Below are 17,280 nucleotides of genomic sequence, written 5' to 3'. Positions count from 1 at the left end.
GATGGATTCATGGAACGTATTGATTGCGGACGATGAAATCATTATACGGGAAGGAATAAGAGATGCGATTAATTGGAGCGAGCTTCAGTTAACCGTTGTCGCTGAAGCGGAGGACGGAGAAGAAGCACTAGAGCTCGCACTTGAACACCAAGTCGACATCTTACTTGCAGACTTGAATATGCCAATTATGAATGGTCTTACATTAATAAAACAGCTTCGGACCGCTTTGCCTCATTGCAAAGTGATCATTATTACAGGACATGATGAGTTTGTGTATGCCCAAGAGGCGATTCGCTTAAGTGTTGTTGACTATATCATTAAACCTGTAGACGCGGATCAGCTTTATGAAGTGTTAAAAAAGGTATGCATTGAGTTAACAGAGGGGCAAAATCGAAAAAGGGAAGAGACCTTTACAGCAAAACAGTTAGAGAAAAACATCACGCTGCTTAGGGAGCAATTTTGTTCTAATTGGGTGATGGGGGCCTTAACGAACGAAGAGGTGGCTGAACAGTTGTCGTTTTTACAGCTACCCGATACATTGCCTTCTTTTATTGGCGTTATCCGCTGTCCAGAGTTACAGCCGGCTCAATCCTTTATGTCTGACCTTGAGGGACAAGAGCTATTCCGTGCCTTCGAGCAAGAGGTTGTACGTTTTTTCAACGGTTCTTCTTATGTGAAAGCGTCAAATCAAGTGGAGGGTTTCATCTATTTTATTTTATGGGGAGAGGTAGAGGAGGAGCTGTTTACACAATTGGAACAAAAGGTTCAAGAAACCTTACAGCTGATGGTCGTCCAATCTTATGAGCGCTTAACGGGAGAGCTTTGTGACCTTCCCCAATCATTTCAACGCTGCAAAGAAAAAGTATACAACTTAGTTGAGGTTTCACAAATTGTGAAAAGAGCCGAACAATATATGAATGCCCATTTTTATCAATCCAGTTTAAGTCTTGAAACAGTGGCTGACTCTTTGCAAGTATCGTCCGCCTATTTAAGTCGGTTGTTTAAAGAACAATTAGGGATTACCTTTACACATGCTTTAACGAAACTAAGGATAAAGCGTGCAATTCAATTATTGCATTCCACCAATTTAACAATCAATGAAATATCGGAAAAGGTAGGCTACGAAACGCAGCATTACTTCAGTACAGCGTTCAAGAAGGTGATGGGCGTTTCCCCTAACAGGTATCGAAAAGGAAAGGTTGTCTCCCGGCAGAAGTAGGCTTTAGCAGTAATATAACTGTTTCAAGAGCGGCTGGGACAACTATAAAAAAAGGTTCGGACTTTCAAAACAAAAGGATCCGAACCTTTTTTTGTTGTATACGCATAACGAGACGCCTGCGACAAGCGAGTGTATTTTGAACAATCACCCCCATTATGAACTGTATTTTGTCCCATTCACAGGAACGATAAGTTAAAGAAGTTATAAAAATTTAAAAAATATTGCAAAGATTTATGACAGCGCTTTCATTAGAATGACCATATACGAAAGATTCCAATTTCTAAGGGGGAAACGTACATGAAGAAGAAATGGCTATGGGGCTCCATTCTTTACCTTACTGTATTAGTACTCACGGCGTGTGGCGGTGAAGGAGCTAGTGGAGACGGTAGTGGAACCGTTGGGATATCTATGCCTACACAGTCTTCAGAACGATGGATTGCTGATGGAAACAACATGGTAGAGCAATTTGAAGCGTTAGGGTACGAAACCAACTTGCAGTACGGGGAAGATGTGATCGAAAATCAGATCGATCAAATTGAAAATATGATCACAAGGGGTGTAGATGCTCTCGTCATTGCTGCAATCGATGGAGAATCATTAACCGAGGTGCTTGAGTTAGCTCATTCTATGGAAATTCCCGTCATCTCGTACGACCGCTTGATTCGTAATAGTGAGCATGTAAGTTACTATGCTACGTTTGATAATTACCAAGTAGGCGTTTTAAAAGGGGAGTACATTGAAGGGTATCTAGGTCTTGATGAAGGAGAAGGTCCGTTTAACATTGAGTTGTTTGCCGGTTCACCTGATGATAACAACGCGTATTTCTTCTTTGATGGTGCCATGTCTGTACTCCAGCCGTACATTGACAACGGACAGCTCGTTGTCCAAAGTGGGCAGACCGATTTTCAACAAGTGGCCACTTTAAGATGGGACGGATCTCTCGCCCAAGAGCGTATGGATAATTTACTAAGCGGCTTCTATACAGACAAAACATTAGATGCTGTTTTATCTCCATACGACGGTATTAGCATAGGCATTATTTCCTCGTTAAAAGGAGTCGGTTATGGCTCAGGAGATTTGCCAATGCCAGTCGTTACAGGTCAGGATGCGGAACGTCCATCGATTGCTTCCATTATTGCAGGGGAGCAAACACAGACGATTTTTAAAGATACACGTGAGCTGGCAGGAAAAGCGGTAGAGATGGTGGATGCTGTATTAAAAGGGGAAGAGCCTGAGGTGAATGATACGGAAACCTACGAAAACGGGATAAAAGTTGTACCATCGTATCTGCTAGAACCTATTTCAGTTGACATTAACAACTACAAAGAAGTGTTAGTCGGCAGCGGGTACTATGATGAGAGTGATTTTGAAGAGTGAAGAGTGAAGATCGGAGCGATTTAGTGGTAGTTAAGTCTATCACTAAATCGTTGTTTCACGATCTGTGATATGAAAACAGCCAAGGAAGTAGGTGATGAACATGCCTAATTGTTTGTTGGAAATGCGGAACATAACGAAAGCCTTTCCTGGTGTGAAGGCACTAAATAACGTTAATCTGAAAGTCGAACAAGGGGAGATTCATGCATTAGTAGGTGAAAACGGAGCGGGAAAGTCTACGTTAATGAAAGTACTTAGCGGTGTTTATCCCCATGGGACGTACGAGGGCGATATTTTATTTGAAGGTAGAGTTTGTCAATTTAAGGATATTAAAGAAAGCGAACAGCTCGGAATCGTTATTATTCACCAGGAGCTAGCCTTAGTTCCCGAATTATCGATCGCAGAAAATATTTTTTTAGGGAATGAACTAGCGAAGAATGGAGTGATTGACTGGAATCAAACGATTACTGAGGCAGCGAAACTGCTAAAAAAAGTCGGATTATCTGATTCGCCGAGAACGTTAGCAATGAACATCGGGGTCGGTAAGCAACAGCTTGTGGAAATTGCTAAAGCATTGTCTAAGAAAGTGAAGCTACTCATTCTTGATGAACCGACCGCCGCCTTGAATGAAGAAGATAGTCAAAATTTATTACATTTGCTGCTGGAGTTTAAGAAGCAAGGAATGACGTCGATCATCATTTCTCATAAGTTAAATGAAATATTGTATGTGGCAGATCATTTAACGATTTTGAGAGACGGTCAATCGATTGAAACACTGTCGCTACAGAGCGGAGAAGTAACAGAGGATCGGATCATTAAAGGAATGGTCGGACGAGACCTCGAGAACCGGTTTCCGCCGCGGGAGCCAAAGATTGGCGACGTGATTTTCGAAGTGAACCATTGGCACGTGGACGACCCGCTCCATCCAGATCGGTCGCTAATCAAAGATGTTAACCTTTACTTGAAACGAGGGGAAATTGTTGGGGTTGCAGGTTTAATGGGGGCTGGAAGGACCGAGCTAGCGATGAGCATCTTTGGTAAATCTTATGGAAAGAACATTCGCGGTCAGCTGATAAAGGATGGAAAAGAAATAACGGTCCATTCAGTAAAGGATGCCATTGATCACGGTCTCGCCTATGTAACCGAGGATCGTAAAACCTATGGATTGATTTTAATCGATGATATTAAACACAATATTTCCTTAACGAGCTTAGAGAAGCTATCAAAAAACGGTGTCGTTGATAAAACACGAGAAGTAAAAGAAGCTGAGGACTTCCGAAAAAAAATGAACATCCGTACCCCTAGCATTGACCAGAAAACGGGAAATTTAAGTGGTGGCAACCAACAAAAGGTCGTTTTAAGTAAATGGATCTTATCAGGGCCTGACATTTTGATATTGGATGAGCCCACTCGGGGAATCGATGTAGGGGCGAAATACGAGATTTATAGTGTCATTCATGAGTTGGCTGCCCAAGGCAAAGCCGTTCTGGTTATTTCTTCAGAGCTTCCGGAGCTACTCGGTTTAAGCGATCGGATTTACGCACTATGTGAAGGTCGAATAACTGGGGAGGTTACTCGAGAAGAGGCCAATCAAGAGATCTTAATGAAGTACATGACGAGGACAGGAGGAAATGGGCATGAAGTTAGCTGAACTTTTAAAAAATAATATGCGTTCCTATGGGATGATCGTCGCGCTTATGTTTATCATTTTGTTATTCAGCGTGTTGTCCGACGGAATTTTGTTACGCCCACTAAATGTAACAAATTTAATTTTGCAAAACAGTTATATTTTAGTTCTTGCGATCGGTATGGTGATGGTGATTATTGCGGGGCATATCGATTTGTCCGTTGGTTCCGTCTGTGCTTTTGTTGGGGCAATTGCGGCCATTTTAATGATTGATATGCAGCTTCCTACAGCTCTTGCTGTACTAATCTGCTTATTGCTGGGTGCTCTTATCGGTGCATGGCACGGATTTTTTATTGCTTACTTAAAAATGCCGTCTTTTATCGTCACATTGGCCGGCATGCTTCTATTTAGAGGGCTGACGATGGTCGTGTTAGGCGGTCAATCAAAGTCCCCCTATCCACCTGAATTTATCTTGATTAGTTCAGGATTCCTACCTGATATCCCTTTTTTAGGATTGGCCTCTTATCATACATTAACGATGTTGATCGGTGTGGTGCTTTCTCTGTTTGTTATCTTTAGCGAGCTTAAAGAACGACGAGTCCAGATAAACAATCAATTTATGGTACTTCCCAAAGGGTTTTTTATCGCAAAATTGATCGGAATGGTAGCGATTATTAACATTTTTACGTTTGTCTTAGCTTCTTATAGAGGGATTCCAAATATTCTTGTGATTCTTTTTGTGCTTATTGTTCTCTTTTCGTTTGTCATGAATAAAACGGTGATCGGACGCCACATTTATGCAACAGGAGGAAATCAAAAAGCCGCAGAGTTATCCGGTGTCAAGACGAAGCGAGTGACGTTTTGGGTTTTTGTTAACATGGGTTTTTTATCGGCCATGGCAGGATTAATTTACGCCGCCCGCCTAAACTCAGCAACCCCGAGAGCCGGTACGATGTTTGAGCTTGATGCGATTGCTGCTGCTTTTATCGGTGGAGCTTCAATGGCCGGAGGAGTCGGGACGATTGTCGGTGCTGTTGTTGGGGGGCTCGTAATGGGGGTTATGAACAACGGAATGTCATTACTTGGGGTTAGTATAGACTGGCAACAAGCCATTAAAGGACTCGTTCTGCTAGCTGCGGTCGGTTTTGACATTTATAATCGAAACAAAGCAAAATGACGTAAACAAAGCTCTTGTCGTTATGTGCGATAAGAGCTTCTTTAACTTTTATTGTTTCAAGGAAGAGTAGTGACTGTGTCGAGGCCCTCTGTTATCAACTTTTACCCCATAATGCCATCAAAATTGGATGATTAATACCGGATGATTAGGACAAACAAACTATTTGGATATATATAAATTTTCGAAAAATACCTTTACAACTGATCTTTTTAGACATTATAATAAGATAGCCCGTCAATCAAGAACAAAGAAGGGGTGAGAAAGGACAAGCTCTGGATAATTTAAAGGCTCTGCTACAAAGGGATCTAACTTGTAAGGGCAGAAGAAAATTATCCTAGCATATACTAACGGTTGAATTTTCTGAATATACTTATTTTTGAAAGAATAATATTTCTGTTACGAAAGGAGTAAAGAAAATGAGAGAACAATGGGGAACAAGAGCCGGGTTTATCTTGGCTGCTGTTGGATCCGCTGTCGGATTAGGAAACATTTGGCGCTTTCCTTATGTTGCCTATGAAAACGGCGGTGGGGCATTTTTCATACCTTATTTATTTGCATTGTTAACAGCAGGGATTCCATTACTAATCATGGAGTTTACGATTGGACAAAAATACCGCGGTTCAGCGCCATTATCATATGCGCGCATGAACAAAAAAGCAGAATGGATCGGGTGGTGGCAAGTCGCGATTTCCTTTGTCATTGCCACATATTATGCCGTCATTATCGCTTGGGCAATGTCCTATTCTGTCTTTGCCATCAACTTAAGCTGGGGCGAGGATACAGGTGGATTTTTGTTTGGTGAGTATTTGAAGCTCGACGTTGATCCAGGACAGATCGGATCGTTAGTACCGGGCGTCTTCATCCCGTTAGTATTAGTCTGGATTGTTGCATTAGGTGTATTATTTGCCGGGGTTAAGAAAGGGATCGAGCTGGCTAACCGGATTTTTATTCCAACATTGGTCATTATGTTTTTAATTATCGTCATTCGTGCAGTTACCCTTGAAGGAGCCGCTATCGGATTAGACGCTTTCTTCAAACCAGATTGGTCAGAAATTCTCTCACCTGGGGTGTGGGTCGCAGCATACGGGCAAATTTTCTTTAGCTTGTCGATCGCCTTTGCGATTATGATTACGTACTCCAGCTATTTACCACGAAAGGCTGACGTCAACAACAACGCGTTCATTGCTGGTTTTAGTAACTCTGGGTTTGAATTGTTAGCAGGTATTGGGGTTTTTGCCGTGTTAGGATTTATGGCCACTCAAGCAGGAACGACTGTTGGAGAAGTAGCCGCAGGAGGGATCGGGCTAGCCTTTGTGGTCTTCCCGCAAATCATTAACTCCTTGCCTGGACTAAATGGACTTTTCGGATTTTTGTTCTTTGCATCACTAGTCTTTGCCGGGTTATCATCGCTAATTTCGATTGTTGAAACGTTTGTATCGGCGCTGCAAGATAAATTTAAGATTTCACGGACAAAGGCGGTTCTTTTTGGTGGAGGGTTGTCCGCGCTAATCTCCCTTCTCTTTGCGACACAAGGTGGACTTTTCCTACTTGATGCTGCAGATCACTTCATTAACAGCTTTGGTGTGGCGTTAGCAGGTCTTGTATCGGTTGTTGCTGTTTCGTGGTTCTTCAAGCAGCTTAATCCGCTACAAAAGCACGGAAACGAAGTGTCTGATCTTCGCACAGGTACATGGTGGAAGGTTTGCTTAGGGGTCATCACACCGATCGTGCTTGGCTATATGGCGGTGCAAAACATCATTAATTCCATTAGCGAAAATTATGAAGGTTATCCGACGAGCTTCCTCCTTTATAGTGGTTGGGGTGTAGCGGTAGGCGCGATCATTGTCGGCTTCATCCTTTCATTAACGAAATGGAAAGCTGGTGATCTGGAGGTTCCATCTGAAGATCAAGAAAAAGGAGCTGATTTTTCATGAGTGTGAGCGCCATTATTATGATGATTACCGGTATGGTCATCATTTGGGGAGGATTGGCCCTTAGCATTTTACATGCAAGAAAAGCATCACGGGCAAAATAACAGACGTTTTTAGCAACAAAGGGCTGTTCCAAAAGCACCTTAAAACATAAAATCGGGAGAACCGTTTGATGCGGTTCTCCTAATTTTTGTGTTGATGTGTTTTAGTTGGTTCCTTCTGGTCTGTCGATCTGTTCGTCTCTTTTGGTGAGTTCCTGTTCCACGGATCTGACGCCGGCTTGAAACGTTTCACTGGAGATACGCTTTTTTTTCTCTTCATACTTTTGGAACTCTTTTTCCAAACAAATGTATCCTTATTGGCGTTCGCTTCGATTTTCGTCCCATCCAGAAAGTACGATGATCCATCGACGTAGCCTTCCGTGATCAAAAGATGCGTCAATCCCGAAAACAATGTGTTAATCAACGGTTTCAATCGCTCCGAGCGAAATGATTAATCGTCCGGAAGTCGGGTGTCTGTCTGGCGGCGAGCCACATCATCGAAAGGTGTTCAGTCAAAGCCTTGGCGATCGCACGACACGAAAACTACTTTGCTGTACTCATACAATTGGATTTTCGTCATCATTTTCGGGTGATACGCAGGACGACCGCCCCCTTTGTACACCTCGTCCAATAGCTGATCATCCAACGGTTCGACCATGTCATTTACCACACGTGCCATATGGTTCTCTTGAATGTGATCGGAAAAATCCACAGGAAGCACGAGTTGATCATGGTATGTTGCTGATAAGTAGCCGTTTGGTTACGCAAAAAAATCGCCTTCTTTCGTTTGAATTTTGGTAGAGGTACCTTCATTTTAAACGATCGGGCGACTTATTTTATATGTTCTTTCGCGCGTTAATGGGAGTCGAACGAGCGACAGGCGGCGACTCCTGCGGGAAAAGCAACAGCGGAAGATCGCCGAGAGTGGGGTTCTCGAGGAAGCTGGAGCGTTGCCCGCGGCAAAGAAAACACGACGAATGCAAACAAAGTGTGCGTGAGTCGATGTTGCACTTGTGCCTGTGGTGAAAGCGTCCGCCAAGTCGCCATTTCGAACAAATAAGCAAAGGAGCTGCTTCAAAAGTCTATCTTTTGAGGCAGTCCTTTGTCAATATAATAAAGAAAAGCAACGTCGGTTTTCGCGAGCTCATCGTATTCCTTTCTCTTCGTTGCTTCAGTCCAATCTCCCTATGTTTTTAAACCGGCGCTTATTTCTTCTTTTTTCGTTCCTGATACGCCTTCCGTTCCCAACTCTTTAAGGAAGGATAAGGGTCAAAGGACCATTCAGTATATCCGTTGTCTCGGTACATGCCGTAGTGCAAATGTGGCGGGAACTTGCCTTGAGTACCTGGTTTTCCATAGCCAGAGCTTCCGACATATCCTATAACATCCCCAGGAGCAACCACTGTTCCTTTTTCCACCCCTTTTTCGAATCCACTGAGGTGGGCGTAATAATGGTAGACGTTATCCAAGTCACGAACTCCAATTCGCCATCCACCGTATTTGTTCCATCCCTTAATCTCGACAATTCCATATGCGGTTGCCATGACGGGAACGTTGTAGTTGGCAAAAATATCGGTACCTTCATGGATACGTCGGCCACCCCAGCCCCGCCGATCACCCCAAGTGCTTCGATAGCTGTAATTATGATGAAGGGGAAGGGGGAATGTATGGTCATCTAAATCCAATGTTTTAAACGTTTTGTACACATTTGCGTGACCGTAAATAATATTTACCGATTGCTCTCGCTGATAATATTCCCATAGAGCGATGCGAAAGTCTTCCTCTTTGAAGCCGTATGATTCTAAATAGCGAGCAAAGGTATATAGCACGTCTTCATCATTGTTACGATCTGCGACTCCATCACCATTTCCGTCTAAGCCCACCCCATTAAACATGCTGATTGAGAGTGGATTCGTATCTTCTAAATCTGGATTTAGCGGGCCAACCCATTGCTGTGGTGAGAAATAAATAGCGATAAGACCTTCTTCAGCAGGTCGGTCTTTTTGGGCGCGGCGTAACCCCCGTTCATATGTGTCAACGGCGGCAAGATAATACCAGGGCACATTTGTAATAGCCTCCATTTTTTCATAAAGCGTAAGCCGTTGTTCATATTTTTGCTCGAGGGACAATTCGTTCGATGCCTTTGCCAATCCTTCGGGAACGTGCTGAACGAAGAGGATTGACGTTAACGTGAGCAAAATAATTGCGATTCTTTTCATCCTACGGTAAGCTCCTTTCTAGATTCCACCATTCCCGTTCTATTGGTCAAATTCATGGTCCTTTCTAGTTTGGAACGATTTTGCTGGAATGATGGGCGTAAATTGCTGGCAATTTGTGCGGGTATTTGGTGTTCTTGTACTATTCGTGATACAGTATATAGAGATCCCATGGGCTGATTTCCGAAGTGCGGTCTTTTTTCACTTTAAGAAAGTTGAGCTTTTGTAATGGACGAAAGGATAAAGAAAAACAAGAGCTTCCGCCATGAAGACTTGGGGTAAAAGCCGTGTTTTTCCAATCACGCCCGAAAACTTGGAGATGGAGTGAAGAAATAATGGCGAAGAAAGAAGAGTATGTACGCAAGCCGGATTGGCTAAAGATAAAGCTCAATACGAATGAGACGTATACAGGCCTGAAAAAAATGATGCGCGAGAAAAATTTACATACGGTTTGTGAAGAAGCGAAATGTCCAAACATTCATGAGTGCTGGGCTGTGCGGAAAACGGCCACTTTTATGATTCTTGGGGATGTATGCACGCGCGCATGTCGATTCTGCGCTGTTAAAACAGGGCTTCCGAACGAACTTGATCTACAGGAACCAGAGCGCGTAGCAGAATCGGTTGAAATTATGGGCTTAAAGCACGCCGTCATTACTGCTGTGGCTCGTGATGATTTGAAGGATGGTGGAGCAGGTGTATTCGCGGAAACCGTTCGCGCGGTTCGCCGTCGTAATCCATTTTGTACGATTGAAGTGCTTCCATCAGATATGATGGGGAATGACGATAACTTAAAAACATTAATGGACGCAAGACCGAACATTTTAAACCATAACATTGAAACGGTTCGCCGTTTGACTCCAAGGGTTCGTGCAAGAGCAACCTATGAGCGCTCCTTAGAATTTTTACGTCGCGCAAAGGAAATGCAACCTGATATTCCGACAAAGTCAAGTCTCATGATTGGCCTTGGGGAAACGAAGGACGAGATTATTGAGACGATGGATGACCTTCGTGCGAACAATGTGGATATTATGACAATCGGTCAATATTTACAGCCGACGAAAAAGCATTTGAAGGTACAGAAATATTACCATCCAGACGAATTCGCTGAGTTGAAGGAAATTGCGTTAAGCAAAGGATTTAGTCATTGTGAAGCGGGTCCGCTCGTACGCTCTTCTTACCATGCCGATGAGCAAGTGAATGAAGCACAAGTGCGTGAGGAAGCGCGCAAGGCAGCGGCGAAATCATAACAGGAAGGCATACACAGCCTAGATTTGGTGCACGAAAATAAGAGACGGCTCTACTGGCCGTCTCTTTTCTGCCTTTTGCTTACGTTAATCATTCTTACGAGAATTACCTTGTTTCAAGAGACGCTGGTGCTTTTTCTTCATATAGTCCATATTGTCATCCTTATCGCCTTCATACCAGCCTTGAGGCGATTGTTTCATCTTCTCGATCGTTTGCTCAATCGTGTTTTCGATGTTTGGAGAATTGCTTTGTAATCCTTGGAAACGTTCAATGTCTTGGAAGTGCTCATGGTCATCGGAAATGTAGACATCATAATATCTTGGCGCGACAGATAAAGCCGTACGCTTCACCTGATCGGCCACATAGTCACGATTGTCTGCATTGGTCGTATAAGTCACAAGGATGTGCTCATCAGTCACTAGAGTTGCGGCTTCGTCAACCGTCTCGTTTGTTAATACGAGACGAGTGATTCCATCGGCCAGACGATCGCGGTCAATGACAGGAGTGACTGTTTGCTGGCCATTTTCTTGATGTACTTGAACCCGTTCATACCGTCTATAACCGAGCGCTAAAGGTCCTGCATCGGTTCGGTCGCCTTGGTTTAAAACATTATAACCTTCTCCATCGACTTGCTGATTGTAATAAGAATTGCGGCTGTTTACTTCAGGCTGACCTACCTCAGGTGCTCGACAGCCAACGGTGAAGCACAGCCCAAAAATCATCACGTAAATCATAAGCTTTTTCATCATCTTTCCCTCCTCTTTTTAAAGAATGACCCAACATGTACCGATTTACTGATTGAAAAAGATGGATATTTTCTAAGAAGAGAGGATGGACGTTTCCGAACAATGTGATACAATATAGGTGTTTAGAATCAAGAGAAATAAGAGCAAAGGTCTCTGTTTCGTAAGAGAGGTGGGCCAGGATGGTTCGCATTTCAAACATGCAATTTGAAGTGATTGAAAACGTAAAAGACGGGTGGAATGAAGAGGCATTTGTTGAGCGATACAGCGATGTGCTCAATAAGTATGATTACATTGTCGGTGATTGGGGATACAATCAATTGCGGCTTCGTGGCTTCTTCGATGATCAAAATAAGAAATCAACATACGATAAAAAAATTAGTACTCTTCAAGATTACTTGTACGAGTACTGTAATTTCGGATGTGCTTATTTTGTCGTCAAACGAGTAAAAACGGAATCTTGATATACTTAACAGCCGAACAAATCGTTCGGCTGTTATTAGTATGAAGAAAAATTTTTAATCAGATGACTTCATATAAAAAGCTGCGAAGCTCAGCGGCAGTTTCTTCATCAAGCTTGTACACATGCTCTAAATAGCCAGGCTCCGCTAGATCGTCTTCGCCAATGATAGCAAATCGATTAGATTGCATATCAAGGACGAGCTTTTTGCCGTAATGTCGCTCCGTGTAAGTAATCGCTAAATCAAAGCGTTGGTTCTCCCCCATGAAGCTCACAAACCGAGTGTCTGTTTTCTCCGTATCATCGTATAAAAAAAAGCGTTCACTCATTCGTTGTTTCCTCCTCAGAACATTCTGCCTTTAGCTTATCATATTTATAGAAAGTCATTGCCTGTTTCCTAAGAAAGATTAGGTATGCTAACAGAAAAAAGGTTCGGATCATCAAAACAAAATGATTCGAACCTTTTTTATTGCGTTTGGCTAGTTTTGTCCAAGCCTCAGTCGTTAATTATTAAATGGGGTTTGTGATCAAGGCGATGGTGGGCTTTGATGTATCGAACGGTACGAGTTTTTGCTCGCATGACAATGGAGTCTGTTTCCACTAAATCCCCACCGAGAAAGCGCACCCCTTCTAAAAGCTCACCAGAGGATACCCCTGTGGCAGCAAAAATCGCATCATCTCCGCGGACTAAATCATCCAAGCTCAGTACTTGACGTGGATCTTCAAGCCCCATTCGTTTACAGCGTTCAAATTCTTCGTCGTTCATTGGAACGAGTCGTGCTTGCATGTCGCCACCAAGTGCTTTAATGGCTGCCGCGGAAATGACACCTTCTGGAGCACCACCTGTGCCGATAAACAAATCGATCCCCGTTTGTGGTAGGGCAGTTGCAATAGCTGCGCCCACATCTCCGTCACCAAAAAGTTTAACCCGTGCGCCTTTGTTTCGAATCCGTTCGATCAATTCGTCATGGCGCTCTCGCTCTTGGATAATGACGGTGACATCGCGAACACGTTTATTGGTCATTTTTGCCACAATGTCGATCGTTTTTTCAATCGGGTCATCCAAGCGAATCAATCCGGCGGCTTTAGGACCGACAGCAATTTTTTCCATGTACATATCTGGGGCATGAAGCAATGTACCTTTATCGGCGACGGCGATCACGGCCATTGCATTTGGATGTCCTTTCGCGACGATATTCGTTCCTTCCAACGGATCAACGGCAATATCGACTTCAGGACCGTGGCCGCTCCCTACTTCTTCACCGATATAAAGCATGGGAGCTTCGTCTAGCTCCCCTTCACCAATGACGACCGTTCCTTTACAGTTAACTGAATCAAACATCGTTCGCATCGCTGTGGTGGCTGCATCATCTGCTTCATTCTTCTTCCCGCGTCCTAACCATTGAGCAGACGAAAGGGCGGCTGCTTCGGTTACACGAACAATTTCTAATGCTAATTCCCGATCCAAATGATTCTCCTCCAGTATGCTTGCTTTTTTGCCAAACACGAGATACAATCCCGTTGCAGGCGTTACGATACTACAAAAATATACATGTTTAATCATAACAAAAATCACGTTTAAGATGAAATATTTTTTCGTTATGTTCTTCTTTTTCCTGTTGTTTTTATCATTGTGTTATACTAATTCATACGAAGAAGGTGTTATGCATGTACTTTGTTGATCGAAAAACCATTGAAAAAACGTTAAGGCATATGGAAAAACTTGTCGATCACTTTTGTTCTCAATCAGAGTGGACGTCTGAAACGGAGCGGTTAGCTTTGGAGCGCATCGCCCATCTCGTGATTGAATCGGTCATTGATGTAGGGAACAGCATGATCGATGGGTTTATTATGAGGGACCCTGGGAGTTATGAAGATATTGTGGACATTTTGATAGACGAAAACGTCGTGGATGAAGCAGACGGCCAATCGCTAAAAGCACTTATCGCTTGCCGCAAGTTAGTCGTACAAGCCTATACTGCTATCGATCATCAGCAACTTAAACAAACGTTTGATCAACATGTAGAAGCGGTGAAACGATTTCCGGAGCGAGTCCGAACGTATTTGGAGAAAGAGCTTGGACCGGTCTCTGCCTTTTTACCAGAAACTGATAGACATGCTTGAAAATTTACAACAGGACAAAGTTGGCTTACAATAGAAGGGGAAGGATGGTGATGAAATGCTTTGTAATGAAACCACCTCCACTCGTGATTTAATCTTGCTCGGGCTAAAACGGCACGGGGAGCGGAGTGTTGGCGAAATGGCCAAGGAGCTTGAAATAACGGAAATGGCTGTTCGTCGGCACATTCAAGCCCTTGAAAAAGACGGATTTGTGCAAACAAAGCTCGTCAGGCAAGCCATGGGTCGTCCAACGACAAAGTATTTGTTAACGGAAAAGGGCGAGGAACGATTTCCACGTAATTATTTACCTCTCACCCTTGGTTTTTTAAAGGATATTGAGGAGTTATCTGGAATCGATATGATTCACGTTCTATTTGAGAAACGGAAAGAGCGTCTGCTCGCTGAATATGCCAATCAAATGAAGGGATGTTCATTTTCTGAGCGTGTAGAGGTGTTAGCACAGATTCAAAACGATAACGGCTATATGGTTGAATGGAAAAAAATTGATGATGACACATATCAATTTATTGAATACAACTGTCCAATCTCACAAGTCGCTAAAGCTTATCCAGTTGCTTGTGCTTGCGAGAAAAAGCTTTTTAAGGAGTTATTGCAAACGGAAGCGGTCGTTGATAACTGTTGTGCCGCTAAGGATGAAGCGGGCTATTGTAGCTATACGTTAAAAAAACCATCTGTTGATGGATAAATGAAGTAAGGTACTTTCGGGGTTATAAAAGTGAAGAAAGGATAGATGGACAAGGGGAAAAAGCTTCATCTATCCTCTTTTTTATGTGCATTTAATTGGTGAACCAAAACACTTAACCTTGGTTCATCCCTCTACCGTCATTCGGATTTGATAGGCCTTGTAACTTCCTAAGATAAAGGATAAAACGACCTAACAGGAAGCATTAAGAATGTGGGAGCAGAAAGAAAGGGATGATGTGAGATGAAACGTTACAGCGGCTTTCTGATTGATTTGGATGGTACGATGTACAGAGGGTCAGAAGTGATCACAGAAGCAGTGGCCTTCGTAAAGCAGTTGGAGAAGCAATCAGCTTCTTATTTGTTTGTTACAAATAATTCAACAAAGTCTCCTAAAACTGTAGCGACTTTGCTTAAGTCGATGGATGTCCCTGCGACAAAAGAGCATGTCTTTACGTCCAGTATGGCAATGGCAAGCTATTTAACGCGGACAAAGGAGTTCGTTCGCGCGTTTGTTATTGGTGAAGAAGGCTTGTTAGAAAGTTTAAAGGAAAGCGGAATGATGGTCTCAGAAGACGAGCAGCCTGATTATGTTGTTATGGGACTAGACCGAGCGATTTCCTATGAAAAACTGGCAAAGGCAGCTACATATGTCCGCCAAGGCGCCAAATTTTTTATTACGAATGGAGATGCGGCATTGCCGACTGAAAAAGGGCTAATGCCAGGGAACGGTTCGTTAGCTGCTGTCGTGGCTACGACAACGGGAGTGAAGCCGTTTGTTGTAGGAAAACCGTCCCCGATTATAATAGAAGAAGCGTTAAAGCGACTTGGGACAACGAAAGAAGAGACGCTTCTCATTGGTGATAACTACGATACAGATATTTTAGCTGGGATCCATGCAGGAATAGATACACTTCTGGTCCATACAGGTGTGACAACAAAAGAGGCGCTTAAACAAAAAGAAGCGCAGCCGACCTATACGTGCGAGTCTTTGGCAGACTGGCAGAGATCCATTGAAGAGTAAGAAAAAAGCGAGGAAGAAACTCCCTCGCTTTTTTCTTCTGGGTAGCACACAAACGATCTTACGCGCTTTGCTTTGGCGTCAAGTTCTGGGATTCTTTTCTCTTTGTCAGCTTCCAAGGTAGCGTCCAATGCGTAAAGGCTCGTAGCAACCATTCAAAAGGTCCGCTTTTTCTAGTCTTCAAATAATAGGTGCTTCCGATTAATTGAAGGGAGAATAGGACGATCCCTAGCAAAATTCCAAAGAATACTCCGAGTCGACTGAACAAGCCAAGGCCGTATCCGTAAAAGATAAATGTACAAACAACGGTTTGGAGCAAATAATTTGTCAACGATAGTTTCCCGACGTTGGCAGCTGCTCTAAACAACGGATGGCTGCGCCATTTCGCAAAACAATAAGCAATTAGAAAAATATAACCGAATGCCAATACATATGATCCAGGGAGGGAGAGTACACCTAGCACCGGTATTCCTGAAAATAATAGGGGCAATGCCTTTAATGTAACTCCCACTGGAATAAACAGCAGGCCTTTCCTGTAGCGACCCTGTTCTTGTGTCGGATGAACAAACCATTTTCGTTTTGCCGCATACATCCCATACAAGAACATAGGTGTAATTAACACGATAGCAAAGACAGAAATGAAGAGGAAGGCTTCCTTAGGCATATCAAGGAGATCACCTGGATCAGAAGTGTTTCGATGTGTCTTAATGTCTAGGTATGTTCCGGTCTGATAGACGTGATTTGTCGTCTTAATATAAGAAGTCACCTCTTCATCACTATCCGCTGCGATCTCAGCTCCTAAGCCGAACAAGCTGGAGAGAACAAGGAGTATCGTCGCCCAGATTAGGATCGTCTTCTTTTTTCGAGCGACAAACAGTAACAGAATAAAGCCGATCATCCCATAAGTAAGTAATATGTCGCCTTCCCATAAGAAGGTGCTATGAAGGTAGCCTAGAAAAAGGATAAAAAGAAAGCGGCGAGCAAGCTTTCGCTTCGGTTTTCCGTCACGCTCCATGCTCCGTTCTCTCATAATCACCATTCCGTAACCGAATAAAAAGGCAAAAATCGGCATGAAGCTCGCTTCTATAAAAAGTTTCACGGCATAATAGCTCATTGTGTCAAAAGGTGACAAGGAGAAGAGCGAAATTTCATCTTTCCCCCAGATCCCGTATTGAAAAATGAGCAAATTTGCTTGTAAGATTCCGAATAAGCATAATCCTCGTAGTACATCAATCGTTTGAATTCGTTCGTTCATTTGAATAGCCTCTTTTCCTCATTCAATTTTCTACAACTCTAAGAATAAGGTCCGATATTTAATTGTAGAGAAACACTTCCTTACAAAGAGTTAACATCCGTAGAAAGATTGGTAAGGTTCTCTTAAGCTAGCTATGCTAACATGAGGA

At 43.1% G+C, this 17,280-nt stretch carries 16 protein-coding genes and 1 pseudogene; 11 read left to right on the top strand and 6 right to left on the bottom strand.

What is annotated here, in order from left to right:
* Position 1: 1 nt before the first annotated feature.
* The 6 genes from FED51_RS17555 to FED51_RS17530 all read left to right on the top strand — a co-directional run bounded on the left by FED51_RS17555 (position 2) and on the right by FED51_RS17530 (position 7,432).
* On the top strand, positions 2-1,219 hold the full coding sequence (locus FED51_RS17555) for a response regulator transcription factor (protein WP_053430344.1): 1,218 nt from the start codon (positions 2-4) through the stop codon (positions 1,217-1,219).
* 297 nt (positions 1,220-1,516) lie between these two features.
* Complete coding sequence (chvE, locus tag FED51_RS17550) at positions 1,517-2,596, top strand: multiple monosaccharide ABC transporter substrate-binding protein (protein WP_053430345.1); 1,080 nt, start codon at positions 1,517-1,519, stop codon at positions 2,594-2,596.
* Positions 2,597-2,696: 100 nt separating this feature from the next.
* The gene (gene mmsA / locus FED51_RS17545) at positions 2,697-4,244 is read left to right on the top strand and encodes a multiple monosaccharide ABC transporter ATP-binding protein (protein WP_053431922.1); all 1,548 of its coding nucleotides are present in this window, start codon (positions 2,697-2,699) and stop codon (positions 4,242-4,244) included.
* Positions 4,231-5,397, top strand: coding sequence for a multiple monosaccharide ABC transporter permease (gene mmsB / locus FED51_RS17540; RefSeq protein ID WP_053430346.1), 1,167 nt, complete (start codon positions 4,231-4,233; stop codon positions 5,395-5,397). Before mmsA ends, mmsB begins: the two co-directional genes overlap by 14 nt.
* 416 nt (positions 5,398-5,813) lie before the next feature.
* Positions 5,814-7,331, top strand: a complete 1,518-nt coding sequence (locus FED51_RS17535) for a sodium-dependent transporter (RefSeq protein ID WP_053430347.1) — start codon at positions 5,814-5,816, stop codon at positions 7,329-7,331.
* A complete protein-coding gene (locus FED51_RS17530; RefSeq protein ID WP_010899576.1) occupies positions 7,328-7,432 on the top strand; it encodes a methionine/alanine import family NSS transporter small subunit in 105 nt (34 codons plus the stop codon). The genes FED51_RS17535 and FED51_RS17530 overlap by 4 nt, the downstream gene beginning before the upstream one ends.
* Positions 7,433-7,557: 125 nt before the next feature.
* Here the strand turns inward: FED51_RS17530 and FED51_RS17525 are convergent.
* Both FED51_RS17525 and FED51_RS17520 read right to left on the bottom strand, forming a co-directional pair.
* Positions 7,558-8,137 (bottom strand): annotated as a pseudogene (locus FED51_RS17525) (transposase); the annotation flags it as partial.
* 437 nt (positions 8,138-8,574) lie between these two features.
* Positions 8,575-9,588: a M23 family metallopeptidase gene (locus tag FED51_RS17520; protein ID WP_053430348.1), complete on the bottom strand. Its 1,014-nt coding sequence runs from the start codon at positions 9,586-9,588 to the stop codon at positions 8,575-8,577.
* Between the two features lie 284 nt (positions 9,589-9,872).
* Between FED51_RS17520 and lipA the strand changes: the two genes are divergently transcribed.
* A complete protein-coding gene (lipA, locus tag FED51_RS17515; RefSeq protein ID WP_083445452.1) occupies positions 9,873-10,832 on the top strand; it encodes a lipoyl synthase in 960 nt (319 codons plus the stop codon).
* Between the two features lie 84 nt (positions 10,833-10,916).
* Here lipA and FED51_RS17510 read toward each other — a convergent pair whose 3' ends face one another.
* Positions 10,917-11,579 carry a YhcN/YlaJ family sporulation lipoprotein gene (locus tag FED51_RS17510; RefSeq protein ID WP_233443848.1) on the bottom strand — a complete coding sequence of 221 codons (663 nt, stop codon included), beginning with the start codon at positions 11,577-11,579 and terminating at the stop codon, positions 10,917-10,919.
* A 176-nt stretch (positions 11,580-11,755) separates the two neighbouring features.
* Here FED51_RS17510 and FED51_RS17505 point away from each other — a divergent pair, with 176 nt between their 5' ends.
* Complete coding sequence (locus FED51_RS17505; protein ID WP_010899571.1) at positions 11,756-12,037, top strand: YutD family protein; 282 nt, start codon at positions 11,756-11,758, stop codon at positions 12,035-12,037.
* 58 nt (positions 12,038-12,095) lie between these two features.
* On the opposite strand, the gene FED51_RS17500 is transcribed toward FED51_RS17505, so the two are convergent.
* Entirely contained in the window at positions 12,096-12,362 is a 267-nt protein-coding gene (locus tag FED51_RS17500; RefSeq protein WP_010899570.1) for a DUF3055 domain-containing protein, read from the bottom strand.
* Between the two features lie 167 nt (positions 12,363-12,529).
* Complete coding sequence (gene glpX, locus FED51_RS17495; RefSeq protein ID WP_053430350.1) at positions 12,530-13,501, bottom strand: class II fructose-bisphosphatase; 972 nt, start codon at positions 13,499-13,501, stop codon at positions 12,530-12,532.
* A 200-nt stretch (positions 13,502-13,701) separates the two neighbouring features.
* On the opposite strand from glpX, the gene FED51_RS17490 reads away from it, so the two are divergent.
* The 3 genes from FED51_RS17490 (at position 13,702) to FED51_RS17480 (ending at position 15,880) form a co-directional block, all read left to right on the top strand.
* Positions 13,702-14,157, top strand: a complete 456-nt coding sequence (locus FED51_RS17490) for a DUF86 domain-containing protein (protein ID WP_053430351.1) — start codon at positions 13,702-13,704, stop codon at positions 14,155-14,157.
* 55 nt (positions 14,158-14,212) lie between these two features.
* Positions 14,213-14,860: a helix-turn-helix transcriptional regulator gene (locus tag FED51_RS17485; RefSeq protein ID WP_010899567.1), complete on the top strand. Its 648-nt coding sequence runs from the start codon at positions 14,213-14,215 to the stop codon at positions 14,858-14,860.
* Positions 14,861-15,100: 240 nt separating this feature from the next.
* Positions 15,101-15,880, top strand: a complete 780-nt coding sequence (locus tag FED51_RS17480; RefSeq protein ID WP_053430352.1) for a TIGR01457 family HAD-type hydrolase — start codon at positions 15,101-15,103, stop codon at positions 15,878-15,880.
* A 58-nt stretch (positions 15,881-15,938) separates the two neighbouring features.
* Here FED51_RS17480 and FED51_RS17475 read toward each other — a convergent pair whose 3' ends face one another.
* Positions 15,939-17,132, bottom strand: a complete 1,194-nt coding sequence (locus tag FED51_RS17475) for a DUF418 domain-containing protein (protein ID WP_053430353.1) — start codon at positions 17,130-17,132, stop codon at positions 15,939-15,941.
* Positions 17,133-17,280 lie beyond the last annotated feature (148 nt).

The organism is Halalkalibacterium halodurans (assembly GCF_005671335.1).
Classification (GTDB): domain Bacteria; phylum Bacillota; class Bacilli; order Bacillales; family Bacillaceae_D; genus Halalkalibacterium; species Halalkalibacterium halodurans.
Note: the sequence above shows the minus strand (reverse complement) of the source record. Positions and strands in the feature narration are given on the sequence as shown.